This window comes from Parabacteroides bouchesdurhonensis (genome assembly GCF_900186615.1).
In the GTDB taxonomy this organism is placed as follows: Bacteria; Bacteroidota; Bacteroidia; order Bacteroidales; family Tannerellaceae; genus Parabacteroides; species Parabacteroides bouchesdurhonensis.
Map to the genome: position 1 here is coordinate 1624048 of NZ_LT896588.1, position 17788 is coordinate 1641835.

General features: G+C 39.2%; 15 protein-coding genes. 13 read left to right on the forward strand and 2 right to left on the reverse strand.

Annotated elements, in window-relative coordinates; all coding sequences use genetic code 11:
* The first annotated feature begins 43 nt into the window (after nt 1–43).
* From C1721_RS06975 to C1721_RS07035, 13 genes are all read left to right on the forward strand, one after another.
* Nucleotides 44–1282 (forward strand): peptidoglycan DD-metalloendopeptidase family protein, encoded by a 1239-nt coding sequence (locus tag C1721_RS06975; RefSeq protein ID WP_102407717.1) that lies wholly within the window; start codon nt 44–46, stop codon nt 1280–1282.
* A gap of 93 nt (nt 1283–1375) precedes the next feature.
* A complete protein-coding gene (locus C1721_RS06980; RefSeq protein WP_102407718.1) occupies nt 1376–1921 on the forward strand; it encodes a DUF1599 domain-containing protein in 546 nt (181 codons plus the stop codon).
* 2 nt (nt 1922–1923) lie between these two features.
* Nucleotides 1924–3213, forward strand: coding sequence for a BT_3928 family protein (locus tag C1721_RS06985; protein WP_102407719.1), 1290 nt, complete (start codon nt 1924–1926; stop codon nt 3211–3213).
* Nucleotides 3214–3246: 33 nt separating this feature from the next.
* Nucleotides 3247–4008: a triose-phosphate isomerase gene (gene tpiA, locus C1721_RS06990; protein WP_102407720.1), complete on the forward strand. Its 762-nt coding sequence runs from the start codon at nt 3247–3249 to the stop codon at nt 4006–4008.
* Nucleotides 4009–4099: 91 nt separating this feature from the next.
* Nucleotides 4100–4600 (forward strand): cell division protein, encoded by a 501-nt coding sequence (locus tag C1721_RS06995; protein WP_102409302.1) that lies wholly within the window; start codon nt 4100–4102, stop codon nt 4598–4600.
* 24 nt (nt 4601–4624) lie between these two features.
* Nucleotides 4625–5221: a GTP cyclohydrolase I FolE gene (folE, locus tag C1721_RS07000; RefSeq protein ID WP_102407721.1), complete on the forward strand. Its 597-nt coding sequence runs from the start codon at nt 4625–4627 to the stop codon at nt 5219–5221.
* A 421-nt stretch (nt 5222–5642) separates the two neighbouring features.
* Nucleotides 5643–6668, forward strand: a complete 1026-nt coding sequence (locus tag C1721_RS07005; protein WP_102407722.1) for a sensor histidine kinase — start codon at nt 5643–5645, stop codon at nt 6666–6668.
* Nucleotides 6669–6693: 25 nt separating this feature from the next.
* The gene (locus C1721_RS07010; protein ID WP_102409304.1) at nt 6694–7452 is read left to right on the forward strand and encodes a LytR/AlgR family response regulator transcription factor; all 759 of its coding nucleotides are present in this window, start codon (nt 6694–6696) and stop codon (nt 7450–7452) included.
* A gap of 154 nt (nt 7453–7606) precedes the next feature.
* The gene (locus C1721_RS07015) at nt 7607–9133 is read left to right on the forward strand and encodes a 4Fe-4S binding protein (protein ID WP_102407723.1); all 1527 of its coding nucleotides are present in this window, start codon (nt 7607–7609) and stop codon (nt 9131–9133) included.
* Nucleotides 9134–9153: 20 nt separating this feature from the next.
* The gene (locus tag C1721_RS07020) at nt 9154–10542 is read left to right on the forward strand and encodes an aldo/keto reductase (RefSeq protein WP_102407724.1); all 1389 of its coding nucleotides are present in this window, start codon (nt 9154–9156) and stop codon (nt 10540–10542) included.
* 103 nt (nt 10543–10645) lie between these two features.
* The gene (locus tag C1721_RS07025) at nt 10646–12838 is read left to right on the forward strand and encodes an outer membrane beta-barrel family protein (protein WP_102407725.1); all 2193 of its coding nucleotides are present in this window, start codon (nt 10646–10648) and stop codon (nt 12836–12838) included.
* A gap of 13 nt (nt 12839–12851) precedes the next feature.
* Nucleotides 12852–13886, forward strand: a complete 1035-nt coding sequence (locus C1721_RS07030) for a sensor histidine kinase (RefSeq protein ID WP_102407726.1) — start codon at nt 12852–12854, stop codon at nt 13884–13886.
* Nucleotides 13873–14577 carry a LytR/AlgR family response regulator transcription factor gene (locus C1721_RS07035; protein WP_102409306.1) on the forward strand — a complete coding sequence of 235 codons (705 nt, stop codon included), beginning with the start codon at nt 13873–13875 and terminating at the stop codon, nt 14575–14577. The genes C1721_RS07030 and C1721_RS07035 overlap by 14 nt, the downstream gene beginning before the upstream one ends.
* On the opposite strand, the gene C1721_RS07040 is transcribed toward C1721_RS07035, so the two are convergent.
* Both C1721_RS07040 and C1721_RS07045 read right to left on the reverse strand, forming a co-directional pair.
* A complete protein-coding gene (locus tag C1721_RS07040; protein ID WP_102407727.1) occupies nt 14578–15780 on the reverse strand; it encodes a hypothetical protein in 1203 nt (400 codons plus the stop codon).
* A 66-nt stretch (nt 15781–15846) separates the two neighbouring features.
* The gene (locus C1721_RS07045; protein ID WP_102407728.1) at nt 15847–17700 is read right to left on the reverse strand and encodes a DUF349 domain-containing protein; all 1854 of its coding nucleotides are present in this window, start codon (nt 17698–17700) and stop codon (nt 15847–15849) included.
* Nucleotides 17701–17788: the final 88 nt, after the last annotated feature.

A 17788-nucleotide genomic window follows, 5' to 3' on the forward strand; every position in this document is an offset into this window, starting at 1 on the left:
AAGTCTTTGATTTTCCTGAACTAAATATTGAAATCGTAGAAAAATGAATATACAGGCATTTCTTATTGTATGTTGTTCCATGGTATTGGTCTCTGCTGCAAATGCGGAGAATCCCGCAAAGAAAGAGATACTTCCTAATACCACTAAACATACTAAGTTAATGGATGAACGAGTTTCCGAATTAATGGCAGATCGTGTTGGTTTTAAGAAAGATATTGCATTGAAAGAACTCGCCGAACTAAATGAAAGAGTGGAATTAGCCCAAGAGAATTTGATGTTCCCCGCAGATGAATTATATGCTTCTAACTGGGATACCCGTTGGGTAAATCCTTTTCAGGCAGGAGAAAAGATTGAATTTCCGGACTCATGTGCAATAGATTGTACCACATTTACAATGCCGATTGATACAATGTTGCGCATTACTTCCAAATATGGACCTCGCCGTCGCCGTATGCATAAAGGAATAGACCTGAAAGTACAGATAGGAGATACTATTCGTGCGGCTTTTGATGGGAAGGTACGCATCCGTAATTTTGAGCGTCGCGGATATGGAAATTATTTGGTGGTACGTCACCCGAATGGACTGGAAACTATTTACGGTCATCTATCCAAGATGCTTGTTAATGTAAATGATATTGTACGTGCAGGTGATCCAATTGCTTTGGGCGGAAATACAGGACGTTCTACCGGTTCACATCTTCACTTCGAAACCCGTTTTTTAGGGCAAGCTATCAATCCGGCAGAGATTATAGATTTTGAAAACGGTGTTCCGCATCAGGATACATACGTATTTCATAATGTAAAGATAAACGGACGAAAGAGCAATATTTATACTTCGTCTAATAACCAGATGGTGTACCATCGTGTAAAATCGGGAGAAACATTGAGCAAAATTGCCAGACAATATGGGACGACCGTCGGCGAACTTTGTCGCTTGAACGGCCTAAAGACTACATCCGTTCTTCGTTTAGGCCAATCTATCCGCTGTAGTGCGGATGGCAGTACGGCTGCTACGAAGGGGAAAGACACGCAGGGGCCGACATCCGTGAAGAAGCGAACAAAGACAACTGTAGAAGTATCTGCAGCTGCCGTAGCTTCTCTTCCTGATAACGCAACAAACAACCAGCCGGACAAGGTCCCTGTCTATCATCGTATTAAATCAGGAGATACTTTGAGTGTTATTGCAAGGAAGTATGGAACAACCGTTTCCAAACTATGTGAGTTAAATGGTATTGATAAGACAACGGTTTTAAAGTTGGGACGTTCGATACGCTGTTCATAAATGAAAGTTTAAATAGAATTATAATGAAAAAAGGCACGAGATTATTCCCGTGCCTTTTTTATCAGTATCTTTGTATTATAATTTAGTTAAGTTATGCCAGATACGAAGCAACAATTCGACAAAGTAATATCCCTGTGCCGGGATTTATTCGAGAAGAAATTAAAAGATTATGGTCCTTCATGGCGTATTATGCGTCCGGAATCAGTAACAGACCAGATATTTATAAAAGCAAACCGTATCCGTTGTCTTGAAACAAAAGGGGAGAATATGGTGGATGAAGGTATTCGTCCGGAATTTATAGCTATCGTTAATTATGGCGTGATTGGATTAATTCAGTTGGCTTTGGGATTTGCCGATACGACCGACATAACAAATGAAGAAGCTATACGTTTATATGATAAATACATTACGGCAACAAAGGAATTAATGTATGCCAAGAATCATGATTACGATGAAGCCTGGCGCAGCATGCGTATCAGTTCATATACCGATTTGATTCTGATGAAGCTTTACCGGACGAAACAGATAGAAAGCCATAATGGTAAAACACTGGTATCGGAAGGAGTGGATGCCAACTACATGGATATGATTAATTATGCCTTGTTCGGGTTAATTAAACTGGAATTCAACGAAGAATAACGATGAAAGGGAAGGAGACTGTTCTGAAAATTATTGCAGAATCTTGTCGTCTGCTGATTGGAGTGGTATTTATCTTCTCCGGTACAGTAAAGGCGATAGATCCGATGGGAGGAGCTATTAAAATTGGAGAATATCTTGCTTCTTTCGGGCTTGAAAAACTACAATCTTTCGACGTTCTTATTTCATTTAACCTTTCGGCTGCCGAGTTTACATTGGGCGTATGTATGTTGCTGGGCGTATATCGCCGTTATGCCTCATTCCTTACTCTGTTATTTATGGCGTTTATGACGCCACTTACTTTGTATCTTGCCTTATTCAATCCGGTATCGGATTGCGGATGCTTTGGAGATGCCCTTGTAATAACAAATTGGGAAACATTCTATAAAAATATCGTTCTTCTGGCTGCGGCAATCTTTGTATTTATATACAACCAGAAGTTATTGCAGTGTTTTACATATAAAGTCTATTGGTTTGTTGCCCTGTTTGCTTATGCTTTTAATGTCGGCTTTGCCTATTACAATTATAACCATCTTCCTATATTGGATTTTCGCCCTTATAAAATTGGAGCTAATATTCCGGAACAAATGTCTATCCCGGAAGGAGCGCCCGAAGACGAATATCGTTATTCCTTTGTTTATGAGAAAGACGGCGTAAAGAAAGAGTTTTCTTTGGAAGATGTTCCGGCAGGTGACAGTACGTGGACTTTTGTAGATTCCAAAACAGAGCTGGTTAAACAAGGGTATGTTCCTCCGATAGCGGCATTTAATATCTACAACGATAAAGACGAAGACGTAACCGACGAGATATTACATAATCCGGACGGAGTATTATTGTTAATTGCTTCTAAACTGGAAAATGCCGATGATGAGCGGATTGACGAAATAAATAACGTCTACGATTATGCTGTAGAAAACAAGATACCTTTCTATTGCATTACCGGTTCTTCACCGGAAGAGATTATTAAGTGGAGTGACAATACAGGCGCCGAATATCCATTTCTGATGGCAGACGAGGTATTATTAAAAACAATCATCCGGTCTAATCCCGGCCTTGTCTTTCTGAAAGACGGAACGATATTGGCCAAATGGCATTATAATGATATTCCGAAAGAAGAAAATCTAAAGAATATTATAGACGGTTATCTGCAAGGAAACAAACCGAAAAATAAAGAAGATGGTTTGTTGGTAACCAACCTATTAACTTTTACCGTACCTTTGTTGCTCGTTTGGATATATGACTTTCTGCGCAACCGCAGGAAGAAAAAGGTAAATAACGAGGCAAAAGAAAAATAAGTTATTGTATTACATATTAAATAATTAAGAATTATGAGAAAGAATATTGTTGCAGGAAACTGGAAGATGAATACTACTCTTCCCGAAGGTTTAGCTTTGGCTAAAGGTTTAAACGAAGCATTAAAAGGTAAGACTCCTAATTGCGATGTAATTATCGGTACTCCGTTTACTCATTTGGCAAGCGTTGCTGCCGCTATCGATACCAACAAAATTGGCGTAGCTGCTGAAAACTGTGCAGATAAAGATAAAGGTGCATTTACCGGTGAAGTTTCTGCTGCTATGGTAGCTTCTACAGGTGCTAAATACGTTATATTGGGACACTCTGAAAGACGTGCTTATTACCACGAAACTCCGGAAATCTTGAAAACAAAAGTTGAATTGGCTTTGGCTAATGGCTTGACTCCTATTTTCTGTATCGGAGAAGTATTGGAAGAAAGAGAAGCAGGAAAGCATTTCGAAGTAGTTGATGCTCAGATAAAGGGCTCTTTGTTTGATCTGTCTGCTGCAGATTTCGCAAAGATCGTTTTGGCTTATGAACCGGTTTGGGCTATCGGTACAGGTAAGACTGCTACTTCAGACCAGGCTGAAGAAATTCATGCTCATATCCGCGCAACATTAGCTGCTAAATATGGCGACGAAATTGCCAATAACTGTACAATCCTTTACGGCGGTAGCTGTAACGCAGGCAACGCGAAGGAATTGTTCTCCAAACCAAACGTAGACGGAGGTTTGATAGGTGGTGCTTCTTTGGCTGTTGATAAATTCATGCCTATTATCGAAGCTTTTGATAAATAATATCATATTCTCTATTTGGGCGGAGGTTACTCCGCCCATTCATAATAAAAATAAGGTCGGACAACGATCTCATGCCTACGATTATTCCAACATGAAACGTATATCTTGTATTATATTCCTTTTGTTTCTACTGATTAGCGGAGGCGGTATATCCGCCCAGATATCAAGTGAAAAGGTTACGACCATTTTCGATGATTTGCAAGAACCCGGATTCAGAAAGGGGCAGGTCATTGTGAACCAGTCTTCTGCTATACGTAATTTGGTAGGGGCACGTATGTATGGCGAAAATGTTGAGAAGACGGACACGGAAACTTTCTTGAAAGTACAAGGCTTCCGTACACAAGTATTCTCCGGAAATAATCAACGTAAATCTAAAGACGAAGCATTCCGGAAAGAAAAAGAAATAAAAGAGATGTTTCCAGATGTACCTACTTATGTTACCTACACGGCACCTTTCTGGAAATTGCGTGTGGGCGACTTTCGTTCGCATGAAGAGGCTTATCATATGATGCGTCTTTTAATGGAAGCATTTCCTTCTTATGGCAAGGAAATGTATATTGTAAGAGAAGAAATAAAGATTCCGTTAAACTAAAGTGAAGCATAACACAAAGAAGAAATGAGTTTAATAGTAGACGAAGAAGAGAAATTGCGTATACAAAACGAATTATCTGTTCATTACAAAGCAATACTTGAACTTCTTGGAGAAGATTCCGAACGTGAAGGTTTGTTGAAGACTCCGCATCGCGTAGCGAAAGCAATGCAGTTCTTAACCAAAGGCTATTCCGAAGATCCGGAAGAAGTACTTCGGTCGGCCATGTTTCAGGAAGAAGATTATAAACAAATGGTTATTGTTAAAGATATCGACTTCTTCTCTCTTTGCGAGCATCATATGCTTCCGTTCTTCGGGAAAGCCCATATCGCTTATATTCCCAAGAAATACATTACCGGCCTGAGTAAAATTCCTCGTGTAGTAGACATCTTTGCTCGTCGTTTACAGATACAAGAACGTCTCACTATGCAGATTAAAGACTGTATCCAGCGAACACTGGATCCGTTAGGAGTAATGGTAGTTATCGAAGCGCAACACATGTGCATGCAAATGCGTGGCGTTGAAAAGCAAAACTCTCTGACGACAACTTCCGACTTTACAGGCTTCTTCCAGCAAGCTAAAACACGTGAAGAGTTTATGAACCTGATAAAACATCAACGCTAAGAGTTGCTTTTCTTTTTTACGACCAGTTTTTCCTTTCAGCCGTATTGCCGTTCGTCAGGCATTGCGGCTTTTTTTATGCCCGCCGATCAGCAGGGCATTTAAGCAGCGGTTCATCTGTTTTTTAATGCTTCCTGATGATATTTTATTATCGTTTTCCCGACAAACTAATCGGATCACATTTGTGATCTATATAAATCACAAGGGTGATCCAATCAAATCACGACTATGATCTATGTAAATCACAAATGTGATCCGGTTAGTTGTTCGGGATGAAAAGGCTACTTTCTCTGCTTCTTGCCTGCTATTAGTAATGAGAGTAATGATTATTCGTTTTAGTGCTTTCTTTTTTCGTTTTACTTATTAAAAAACAAGAAGTAGACGTTATTTTGTTTTTCTTTGTAAAAGAGAAAAACAGATAAAAATGGACTATTCGTTTGATACATATATTACCCGGAAGCTCCCGTGGATAAGTCTGGTCAGTACGGCATTCATTATATATCCGAATATATCCTGTCTTCCCTGGCAGCTAAACTTGCTGCACGACTCTGGTTATACTGCTTTTTTCATCTACTTTGCTTACCGTTTCTTTTTCTTTTGGGGGTTGATTTGCTGGATGATACGTTATAACTTACGGAAGATACCGGTTGCCCAGTTCAAAGAACGGCTTGTGCGTAACTTTGTGATTTCCCTCATCGCGTATCTGGTGTTCGCCTCTGTCTCTTTATGGGTATCTTCTTTTGGATTCTTTACTGATTTTAGGGGAAGTACATTGATCTCCCAGTTTTTTACGTTATGTGCACTGTGTACGTTTATTGGTTATATATCAATGATGTATTCCCGTCAGCGAGAGAAAGAACAGGAGATTGAACGACTTCGTTTTGAAAACTTGCAAAGCCAGTGTGATGCGCTGGCGAATCAGATTAATCCGCATTTCTTTTTCAATTCGTTAAATGGCATACAGGCGTTAATCCGTAAGAAAAACGACGAACATACCTTAATGTATGTGCATCAGTTGTCCGATATTTTCCGTTATTTGCTTCAAAGCGACCGCAAAGGTTTGGTATCATTGAGAGAAGAGCTGGAATTTATACGGTCTTTCCAATATGTGATGGAAGTGCGTTTTGCAAACAAATTGGTCTTTTCTATTGATGTAGATGAAGAGAAAAAGGATATGCTGACATTGCCGGTTCTCTCATTACTTCCGTTGGTAGACAACGTAACGGTTCATAATATGATAGACAGCGAACATAAAATGGAAATATCAATTTCCCTGAGTGACCGGAATGAGCTGGTGGTGTCAAACCCGGTTTATCCTAAACTGTCTCCTCCGGATACGAACGGTACCGGACTTAAAAATCTTGATAATCGCTTTTCCTTACTGATGAATAAACAGATACGGATAGAATGTGACGGTAAAATATTCCGGGTTTATCTTCCGTTGGAATAATGAATCTTTCTTAATACTATTGGATATGAGAGTGCTGATTGTAGAAGACGAAACTGCTGCTTACGAGAATTTACTGGATATTCTAAAGGAAGTAGCTCCGGACATTCAGGTTGCGGGAAATACGGAAAGCGTTACTCAAACGGTTCATTGGCTACAGTCTAATCCTGCACCGGATTTAATATTTATGGATATTCATCTGTCGGATGGTTCTGCGTTTGCTATTTTTGATAAAGTAGAGTTGGAAGTTCCCATTGTCTTTACTACCGCTTACGACAAGTATGCAATAGAAGCATTTAAGGTAAACAGCATAGATTATTTGCTGAAACCCGTAAAAGAGGAAGCCCTTGAGCATGCTTTAGAGAAATACAGCAAATTTACACATCAGGATATTATTCAATATTTATCGCAATTGACCCGGCTTTCACCTGCCCGTAAATATAAAGATAAGCTGTTGATACCATATAAAGACAGATTGGTGCCAATTAATCTGGATGAAGTTTCCTTCTTCTACACGTCCGATAAAAATACAAGCGTGTATTTAAAGGATGGGCGAAATTATCCGTATTCTAAAACATTGGAACAGATAATGCCAACCCTTGATCCGGTAAACTTTATCCGGGCAAATAAGCAGTTTATCCTTAACAGGGAAAGTGTTACCGATATAACGATCTGGTTTGATAACCGTCTTCTTGTGACATTGGATGTGGATGTTCCGGAACGTATATACATAAGTAAAAATAAAGCTTCCGAGTTTAAGGCATGGATGGTGAATAATGAGGCGTAATTTAGCTCGGGTTGTTTTCCTTTTTCGTGATAATTTCCTTTTTTTTCGTTTTGATGAAAAAACTCTTTTGTTGTTAACATTCTTCTTCCATCTTTGCATCATAGATAATGAAATATTATTATATCGAGAGCAATAACCAATAATAAGATACTTTATGTTACGAAAAATCAGATTACTATCTGCTGTTGTGTTCTTTTCTGCAATTACTTTATTATTTCTGGACTTTACGGGTACGATACATGAATGGTTGGGCTGGCTGGCAAAAATCCAGTTTCTTCCTGCTTTATTGGCCTTGAACTTGGGAATTATATTTTTTCTGGTAATTCTGACTTTGGTCTTCGGACGTATCTATTGTTCTGTCATTTGTCCGTTAGGTGTATTTCAGGATATAATAGCACGTATTGGAAGGATGGGGAAGAAGTTGCCATATTCTTATTCTCCGGCATTATCATGGCTACGTTACGGTGTGTTGGTTGTGTTTATTCTTGCTATGATTATGGGCCTTAATGCGGTTGTTGCAATACTGGCGCCTTATAGCTCGTACGGACGGATTGTTAATAACTTATTCCAGCCGTTCTGGCAATGGGGGAATAATTTGCTTGCTTATCTGTCGGAACGTATAGACAGTTATGCTTTTTATGAAACGGAAGTGTGGCTAAAGAGTATGCCGACGTTTGTTATTGCATTGGTAACGCTCGTTATGCTTGTTGTTTTGGCGTTTCGTAACGGCCGTACTTATTGTAATACAATTTGCCCGGTAGGAACGGTGCTTGGTTTCATATCGCGTTACTCTTTGTTCCGTATAACGATAGATACCGTGGAATGTAATAGTTGTGGCCTCTGTGCCCGCAACTGTAAAGCGGCATGTATTGATCCTAAGGAACATAAAGTGGATAATAGTCGTTGTGTCACTTGTATGAACTGCATAAATATTTGTCATCGGAATGCGATAGCATATGCTCCGGTAGTGAAATCGAAAAAGAAACAAAAGGACGTAAGTGAAAAACCGGGGCAATCCGATGGCAAAGTAAACCTGTCTCGCCGTAGAGCTTTGTCTGCGACTGTTTTGGTGGCTATGACTACTACGTTGAAAGCACAAGAGAAGAAACTGGAAGAAGTTGAGATGAAAAAAGATGGCGGATTGGCACCTATCAAGGAACGTAAAGAGCCTCCGCGCCAGACGCCCCTTACCCCTCCGGGTTCATTGAGCGCCCGTAATATGGCGAAGCATTGCACAGCTTGTCAGCTTTGTGTTACGGCTTGTCCGAATCAGGTTCTGCGTCCTTCCGGAGATCTGATGAATTTGATGCAACCGGAAATGTCGTACGAACGTGGTTATTGCCGTCCTGAATGTGTCAAATGTTCGGAGGTTTGTCCGGCTGGTGCTATACGTCCGGTAACTAAGGCGGATAAGTCTGCAACCCAGATTGGCCATGCCGTATGGGTGGAAGAATATTGTATTGTACATACAGATGATGTAGAGTGTGGAAACTGTGCCCGTCATTGTCCCACCGAAGCGATCCAAATGGTTGCGATTGATCCGGACGATAAGGAATCGCATAAGATTCCGGTTATAAATACCGAACGTTGTATTGGGTGTGGAGCTTGCGAAAACCTTTGTCCGTCGCGCCCATTCACGGCAATTTATGTAGAAGGCCATATAGCTCACCGGATTATATAATTGATCTAAAAAGTAAAGACATGAAAGAACAAGATAAAAATATAAATCGTCGAGAGTTTCTGAATATTGTAGGGATAACTGCCGCTTCAACAACGGCTACGCTTTATGGTTGCACTCCTAAGAATGAGAAAACGCCTGCCGGAAGAGCTTCCCTTGCTGTTCCGACAGACCAAATGACCTATCGTGTTTTGCCCGGTAACGAAGATAAAGTGTCTCTTTTGGGGTATGGATGCATGCGATGGCCAACAATTCCTTCTCCGGATGGTAATGGCGACCTTATTGATCAGGATGCAGTGAACGAATTGGTAGATTATGCGATTGCACATGGCGTAAACTATTTCGATACATCACCTGTATATGTACAGGGATGGTCGGAGAAGGCGACCGGTATCGCTCTTAAACGGCATCCGCGAGAGAAACTGTTTATCGCTACCAAGTTGTCTAACTTTGCGAATGCTTCGAGAGAGAACTCCATAGCAATGTACCGGAAGTCGTTTCAAGATTTGCAGACCGATTATTTTGACTACTATCTGCTCCATTCCATCGGAGGTGGCGGAATCGAGGTGTTTAACAGGCGTTATATTGATAATGGAATGCTTGATTTCCTGATAGCTGAACGTGAAGCCGGACGCATCCGCCGTCTTGGCTGGTCTTTCCATGGCGATGTGGAAGTGTTTGATCAGGTACTTGCTATGCACGATACTGTAAAATGGGATTTTGTCCAGATACAATTAAACTATGTTGATTGGAAGCATGCTTCCGGACGTAATGTCAATGCTGAATATCTGTACGGAGAACTCGAAAAGCGGGGGATTCCTGCTGTTATTATGGAGCCGTTATTGGGGGGCAGGCTCTCTAATCTGCCGGATCATGTAGTAGCGCGTCTAAAGCAACGCCGTCCTGAGGATAGTGTCGCTTCATGGTCTTTCCGTTTTGCAGGTTCACCGGAAAATGTCTTAACAGTACTGAGTGGCATGACTTATATGGAGCACTTGCAAGATAATATTCGTACTTATTCACCTCTTGTTCCTCTAACTGACGATGATAAAGATTTTCTGGAAGAGACGGCACAGTTGATAATCACTTATCCTACCATACCTTGTAATGATTGTAAATATTGTATGCCTTGTCCTTATGCGATAGATATTCCGGCTGTCTTGTTACATTATAATAAATGTGTGAATGAAGGGAATGTAGCCCAAAGACAGAGTGATGAGAATTATAAGGAGGCTCGTCGGGCATTTTTGGTCGGGTATGACCGCAGTGTACCGAAACTGCGCCAAGCCAATCATTGCGTTGGATGCAGCCAATGTAATGAGCATTGCCCGCAAGGAATTGATATACCTAAAGAGATGCAGCGAATAGACAAGTTTGTCGAACAGTTGAAACAAGAGACTCTTCCGGTATAGGTTTTTGGTTACTGGTCACTGAATTCTTGTTGTTCGTCACAATTATTTGAAGGGTGAAACAGGCTTCTCTACTTTTGAATCAAAATCAAAAAAAAGAGAAGCCATGCATAAAATTTATCTTTCAATAATAAGCATTCTTTGTTTATCGACGAATTTGTTATGGGCACAGGTCGATACAATTGCAGACCAAAAGATACAGGAAGTGGTAGTAATAGCAAAACTGCCATCTGTACAAATACAACCCGACAAAACGACTTTTCGTTTAGACGCTTCGGTAACTCATAACCAAGGCAGCCTTTATGATGCTCTTTGCGGATTGCCGGGTGTGATTGTGAATAATGACGGGACAATCATATTGAATGGCCAGCCGGGAGTAAATGTTTTGATGGACGGCAAGTCTACCTATCTGAGTGGGCAGGAATTGGTGAACCTCCTGAAATCCACACCGGCAACAACAGCCGAAAAGATTGACCTCATTACTCATCCTTCTGCGCGGTTTGACGCTAGTGGAAACTCGGGGATAATTGATATTCATAGTCGTAAGATTAAGCTTCGTGGAATGAACTTGTCTCTGAACGGGAATTTTACCCAGGGACGTTATTCTACAGGCTATGGTAGTGCCTCTTTAAATTATAGGAGAGAAAAGTTTAATGTATTTACTACTTACTCATATTATCAGGGGCAAGAATTTAATGAACTGAATATCGCACGGGCTTTTATAGACCCGCGTACAGGTGAAGAAACCGGACTAAACCTGAACCAAAACTCCTATCGGCATGACTTGAATAAGACGCATTACTACCGTATAGGACTGGATTATTACATAACAGATCGTACTACATTAGGCTTTACTTTTAATGGCAATCATCATAGTAAACGCCGGGTCGGAACAATGGATTCGTATTTTCAAACATTAAAAGATCAACCGGATTCGACCCGTTACACGTGGAATGACAGCCAGAGAAAGACTATGAACCTCTCTGCAGGAGTAAATTTTCTGCATAAATTCGACTCGAAAGGAAAAGTACTGGATGCTTCATTCGATTACCTTCGCTTTAAATATAATGATGACCAATTCCAGCACGATCTGTTTCAGGATGGAACTTCCAACCGGCAGAAACGGGATTCTTTGAAGGGACTGATGAATGGTATATTGAATCTGTATACGGGACAAGTGAATCTGGTATTGCCTCATGGTGATAAATGGTCGTTAGACGCAGGAGCAAAGACCTCATTTGTACATTTGGACAATAGCGCAAACTATACGGATATATGGAATGGAAAATTTATTCATAATGCGTCTATTAGCAATCGTTTTGTATATGATGAAAATATCAATGCCGGTTATTTGCAACTAAAAGCCGATTTCAAACCGTTACATATAGAGGCTGGTTTACGAGTGGAAAATACGCGGGTTACCGGTAAACAGTCCGGTAATTCTGTACAAAGAGATTCATCTTTTACACAACGATATACAAATGTATTCCCTACACTGTTAATGCTGTTCAGTATTAGGGAAAGTAGTCTATCATTATTTTATGGCCGGCGGATTGTCCGTCCTGACTACGGCGATTTGAATCCTTTTATTTACATCTTCGATAACTATACTTATGAACAAGGGAATACTATGCTGAAACCTCAGTTGTCTGACAATCTGGAGTTGGCATATATTCATAAAACGTTGTTTAAGGCAAGTTTCTTCTTTACGCATATTCATGATGTGATAGTAAAGAGCTTTTCGTTGATGGATGATAATCGGATGTTAGTTTCGCCGGCCAATTATTCTTCGGCTTTTAGCTTGGGACCACGTATTAGTACTTCTAATTTGCCGCTTGCTTCTTTCTGGGATATAAATGTAAATGCTTCAGCGATTTATAATCATTTTCAGTGGTTGATAAACGGAGAAGAACAGATAAGTAAACGATTGGCTTTTGTAGGAGGGCTGAATAATCAGTTTACTTTAGGGAAAGGCTGGTCTGCGGAACTGAATGTATCTTATAGAAGTAAAATGGCTGCCGGACAAGCTCTGATGTCTCCGGTTTGGCAGATGGATGCAGGTGTTAAAAAACAGATATTAAAAGGAAAGGGTAGCATACAATTATATGCAAGAGATATTTTTAATACATATAACAGAAACATGAATGTGGTAACGCCCGATCAGAAAGCGTATGTAAAAGAGCGTGAAAGTCAGTCTGTAATAGGAATCTCTTTCTCTTACCGTTTCAATAGTGGGTATAACGCGAAAGAGAGTAGGCGGAAAAGTAGTATAGATGAAAGTAAAAGAATAAATTTGTAATAAAATAATATATATGAAATTTTTGTTCCGTGCTTTATCTCCTTTCTTTCTTGGAGTCGTGATGTTTAATTGTATCCGGTTTACTACAGACCTGTTGCGATATGAGATACCGTGGACTGGTGGCTCAATGAAGTATCATTTATTTGCTTTGTTTGTTACGATTGTGATGTGTTATGCATTTGACTTTGCAAGCCGGTACTTCCTTTCCCGGATAAGGCCGAAATTGAAAATATCTGTTGTATCGGAATGCTTGCTGATAGTGTTGAATTTGTTGATTGTCATGAATCTGATTATGTTTGCAGGTGACCGGATAGGCTTTTTATATATGGGAAATACCATTACCGATTACGTAGTTGCCAATGTGATTTACATACCTCTTCTCTTGATTTATTATATCATTCTTCGCAGTAATCAATTGGAGACGGATTATCATCAACAAACTTTGCAGTTGGAAAAGATAAAGACGGATCAATTGGAAATGGAATTGAAGTTTTTGAAATCCCAGTATCATCCTCATTTCTTGTTTAATGTCCTGAATACGATTTATTTTCAGATAGACGAAAAGAATGCTTTACCACGACATACAATTGAAAAGCTGTCGGAATTGTTGAGGTATCAATTATATTCGGAAGATAATAAAGTGTTGTTAGAGCAAGAGTTTGATTATTTGAATACGTATATCTCTTTGCAAAAGCTTCGTGCTAATGAGAAACTTGTCTTGAATTTCTCCTTTGATCCGTCTTTGCAAGGGTATAAAATCTCTCCGCTGTTATTATTGCCTTTGGTTGAGAACGCTTTTAAATATGTAGGAGGTGAGTATAAGATAGATATTCAGGCAGGTAAGAAAGGCAATTATTTTCATTTTCTTGTAAAAAATTCGATTCCTCAATCGGTTTTACCTGTCAATCGGAAGGTGGGTATTGGGTTGGAAAACTTGAAGAGAAGACTGACTTTGTTATATCCGGATAGATATAGATTGGAAATAAAAGAGGAAGACAATATATTTGTTGTGAATTTGTTTATTGTATTAGATGATGCAGCCGATTAAATGTGTAATAACGGATGATGAACCGATGGCCCGCAAAGGTCTGGTTTCGTATGTGGAGAAAGTAGATTTTCTTACATTAACGGGCGTATGCGAGGATGCGATCCAATTGAATACGTTACTAAAGACGGAACAGCCTGATTTGCTTTTGCTGGATATAGAAATGCCTTATCTTTCCGGTTTGGATCTTTTGGCAACATTGCCGAACCCTCCCAAAGTTATTATTACATCGGCGTACGAACAATATGCTTTGCGGGGCTATGAATTGGATGTTACGGATTATTTGTTGAAACCGATTTCATTCGATCGTTTTTTGAAAGCAGTGAATAAAGTATATAATCAGATACAAAAAGAATCTGTTACCGGCAATATGCCGGATGAGTTTATGTTTGTAAAAAGTGACAAACAGATGCTGAAAGTATTTTTGAAAGATATTCTTTTTGTTGAGGGCATGGAAAACTATATTGTTATCTATATGCCTTCCGATAAATTAATTGTGCATTCGTCTATGAAGAAAATATTGGAATCCTTACCGGAGAATATGTTTTTGCAGACGCATCGTTCATATATTGTCAATAAACAGGTGGTAGAAGGGATAGAAGGAAACCAATTGCTGATAGGTGCGCATAAAGTGCCCGTTGCCCGTAATTTCAAAGAGGAGGTATTCAAACAAATTCTGACGAATATATTATAACTATGATATGAGTATATAGGCTCTGTAATGAGTTTCTGTTGTAACCGGACAGAGAGAAAGATAGCCTTTTATAATCTTGCCGTCTTCTAATTTCAAGGGATAAGTCTCTTGCATAAAATGGTGATGAGAATAGGCTTCCCCTGCTTTTCCGTCATAGGTAATCCGAAAATCCCCTGTTGCTCTTGAATCAATGTATTTTTGGAAAAGACGGAGGGCTACCATTCCCATTGTATAACGCATATTAATCTCTATACATGGGTGAATATTATAATTCCCTTTATCTTTATAGATTAACATGTCTACTCCTAAATAGCCGCTATAAATAGCACCGAAGGTGTCTTTTAATACGTGGCCAACAGTGTTTTGTATATGTTGTAGTTTTGTTTCTCCTGTAAACGAAGAGATTCTTTTACGCATCATTTCCTGGTTTTGTAAAACATTTCCGGAATAAGCGCCTTTTTCTTCCGTATTGAATACGGAAAGCCCTTGGTATTGTACTTCACCTTTGCCATCAGAATAGAATTCCATGGCAAAGTCTTGTATCTTATTCAATCTACATTCTATGCTGATTGCCCCTTGCTTGTTGATAGCTCTGTTTATCCATGTTCTATCTTTCTCGGTTATACATCGGTCTATCGGGTGCAGTCCTCTTCCTGATGAGGAATAAGGTGTTTTTAGTATGAATGGAGCATTATATGCTAACATATATTTCTCTATTTCCTGAATATTCGTGTAAAATCCGGGAGATACGGGAATAGGCATATCGGGTAATAATTCCCGTATTTTGTTCAGACATTCAGTTGCAGTTTGCCTTCCGGTTAGCTGTTTGTATTCATCTTTCCATTGGGGAACAGTAATTTCTGATGGAGAATTCTGCTTTAACTTTTCAAAGAGATTGATACTATGAGGTGATATACCCCAAGGTGAGGCCTCTATTGGAATGGAGGATGATATTCCTTTTTTTATATCTTTATATGTCACTGGGGTCGCAAATGGATGGATTTCTTTTGGGAGAAGCGATAAAAAAAGAGATGAATTATCGTCATTTACCAATACATAGTCTTCCGGCTCGGAATACCATATAGGTAGGAGGGCCAGTTCCTGTATCATCTTCTGTACGTTTGTCGGCGGAGTATAATTTTCTGTTCCTAACAGTATTGCCGTTTCATGTCCGGGATTGAAATAATGAATTTTCTTAGGCATAACTATAAAACAGCGAAGCCGTCTTTTATAGAGGACGGCTTCGTTTATGAATAGGTTTGATTTTAATTATTCAAGGTTTTCATCAATGGCCTCAATCTTTTTGATTATAAGATCCATTTCTTCTTTTAGCTTTTCAATCTTACGTTCCATTTCTTTTAATAAACCTCCACCTCCTTTGGAAGATATACTAAGGAAGCCAATATTGTTTTCGTAAGTTTGCAATTCATTCTTCATACGCTCATACATACGCATGAGTTTTTCTCGTTCTCCGTATAACTTACCTTTGCTATGTTCTCCACTAACCATATCGCTTAAATTGTTACGGAAACTTTGCATTTTACGGTCATTCTTGTCTACCTTTAAACGATCGAATTGTTTGTCTACGGCTTCGTGATATTCTTTATAGATTTTGTCTTTCTCCTTGAAAGGTACGAAACCTATAGTGTTCCATTCTGCCATATAGCCTTTTAATGTTGCTAAAGCTTCTTCGGACTCTAGTGTTTCGTCCAGATTATTAATCTTTTCGATTAATTCTTTTTTAGATGCTAAATTAGTTAGCTCTACGCTTTTCTGTGAAACGACATTCTTGTTTTTTTGTTCAAAGAAATAGTCACAAGCGGAAATAAAACGTTTCCAAATGGCATCCGAATGTTTACGGGCAACGGAACCAATCGTTTTCCATTCTTTTTGGAGAGCAATCATTTTCTCGGTTGTCTCTTTCCAATCGGTGCTATCCTTCAATGCTTCAACTTTCTCACACAATGCTCTTTTCAATTCGAGATTCTTTTCCATCTCTTCTTTGATAGCCTTGTAGAACTCGCTCTTTTTGTTGAAGTATACATCACAAGCAGCACGGAAACGTTCAAATATCTTTACATTAAATTTTTTAGGCGCAAACCCTATAGTCTTCCATTTATCTTGTAAGGCAATGACTTCTTTGTTTTTTTCTTCCCAGTCTTTGAATGATTTAAGGGTACTGAAGTCTATATTTTCGATTTCTTCGCAAATAGCTGTTTTCGCTTCCAGATTTTCCTGTTCTTTCGCTTTTAGCTTCTCAAAATGTTCCTGATGACGTTTGTTGATAACGGTAGATGCAGTTTTAAAGCGAGTCCATAAGTCTTCTCTTGATTCTTTTGCAACAGGACCAATCTCACGCCATTGTTGATGCAATTTCTGTAGTTGATGGAATGCGGAAATGACATCCGGCTCATTCTCCAATTTTTCTACAGTTTCACAAAGAGCCGTTTTTAATTCCAGGTTCTTTTTGAAATCATAATCACGGAACTGGTTATTTATTTTGATGATATCATAGAACTTTTCGCTATATGTTTGGTAGTTTCTCCATAAATCATTAGCATGTTCTTGAGGAATCAACTTAATTTCTTTCCATTTCTGTTGAATTTCCTTGAAGTCATTGTATAATTTATTGAAATCTTCCTGGCTTTCGGTCAAAGCTTTCAATTGATCGATTAATTGAAGTTTCAATGTGTAATTTTCTGTTTTTATACGTTCTTCTTCTGCAAGGACAGCAGCTCTTTTTTCTTTATAAGAAGCCAACAATTCTTTTATTGTATTTTCAGTCTCATCTTCAGGAGCAACAAAATCCTTCTCTTCTCCTCCGTTTTCGAGGAACGTCTTCTTTAATTCGTCTACTTCATTACGGCGAATTTTATAATAGGCTTGTTTTAATGATTCTACTTCACTACGAGCAGTCTCTGCTGATTTTTCTACTAACTCGGTTAGCTTACTCAAGATTTCTTCTTTTGTCAGCTTGCTGGCAGCCATAGCAACTTCTTCCTCCGGAGTTATGTTTGCATTCGCATCTTCCTGAGAATTTTCCGGTACTGTAACCGGAGCTTTAGCTTCTTCTAATTTGCCTGCTTCTTCTGCCGGCAGATTAGTTTCAACGGTGTCCTTCATATACAATCACTTATTTAAGAAAAGGAGTATTTCCTATATCAATCACAAATTAAGCTAAATATTTTGTGATTACAGCATTTACAAGCAA

Bases quoted from the DNA above. Each gene is read 5' to 3' on its own strand.
- tpiA (WP_102407720.1), top strand. From the start codon at position 3,247: ATGAGAAAGAATATTGTTGCAGGAAACTGGAAGATGAATACTACTCTT.
- C1721_RS06980 (WP_102407718.1), top strand. From the start codon at position 1,376: ATGCCAGATACGAAGCAACAATTCGACAAAGTAATATCCCTGTGCCGG.
- C1721_RS07040 (WP_102407727.1), bottom strand. From the start codon at position 15,780: ATGCCTAAGAAAATTCATTATTTCAATCCCGGACATGAAACGGCAATA.
- C1721_RS07035 (WP_102409306.1), top strand. From the start codon at position 13,873: ATGCAGCCGATTAAATGTGTAATAACGGATGATGAACCGATGGCCCGC.
- C1721_RS07025 (WP_102407725.1), top strand. From the start codon at position 10,646: ATGCATAAAATTTATCTTTCAATAATAAGCATTCTTTGTTTATCGACG.
- C1721_RS06985 (WP_102407719.1), top strand. From the start codon at position 1,924: ATGAAAGGGAAGGAGACTGTTCTGAAAATTATTGCAGAATCTTGTCGT.
- C1721_RS07030 (WP_102407726.1), top strand. From the start codon at position 12,852: ATGAAATTTTTGTTCCGTGCTTTATCTCCTTTCTTTCTTGGAGTCGTG.
- C1721_RS07005 (WP_102407722.1), top strand. From the start codon at position 5,643: ATGGACTATTCGTTTGATACATATATTACCCGGAAGCTCCCGTGGATA.
- C1721_RS07020 (WP_102407724.1), top strand. From the start codon at position 9,154: ATGAAAGAACAAGATAAAAATATAAATCGTCGAGAGTTTCTGAATATT.
- C1721_RS06975 (WP_102407717.1), top strand. From the start codon at position 44: ATGAATATACAGGCATTTCTTATTGTATGTTGTTCCATGGTATTGGTC.
- C1721_RS07010 (WP_102409304.1), top strand. From the start codon at position 6,694: ATGAGAGTGCTGATTGTAGAAGACGAAACTGCTGCTTACGAGAATTTA.
- C1721_RS06995 (WP_102409302.1), top strand. From the start codon at position 4,100: ATGAAACGTATATCTTGTATTATATTCCTTTTGTTTCTACTGATTAGC.
- C1721_RS07045 (WP_102407728.1), bottom strand. From the start codon at position 17,700: ATGAAGGACACCGTTGAAACTAATCTGCCGGCAGAAGAAGCAGGCAAA.
- C1721_RS07015 (WP_102407723.1), top strand. From the start codon at position 7,607: ATGTTACGAAAAATCAGATTACTATCTGCTGTTGTGTTCTTTTCTGCA.
- folE (WP_102407721.1), top strand. From the start codon at position 4,625: ATGAGTTTAATAGTAGACGAAGAAGAGAAATTGCGTATACAAAACGAA.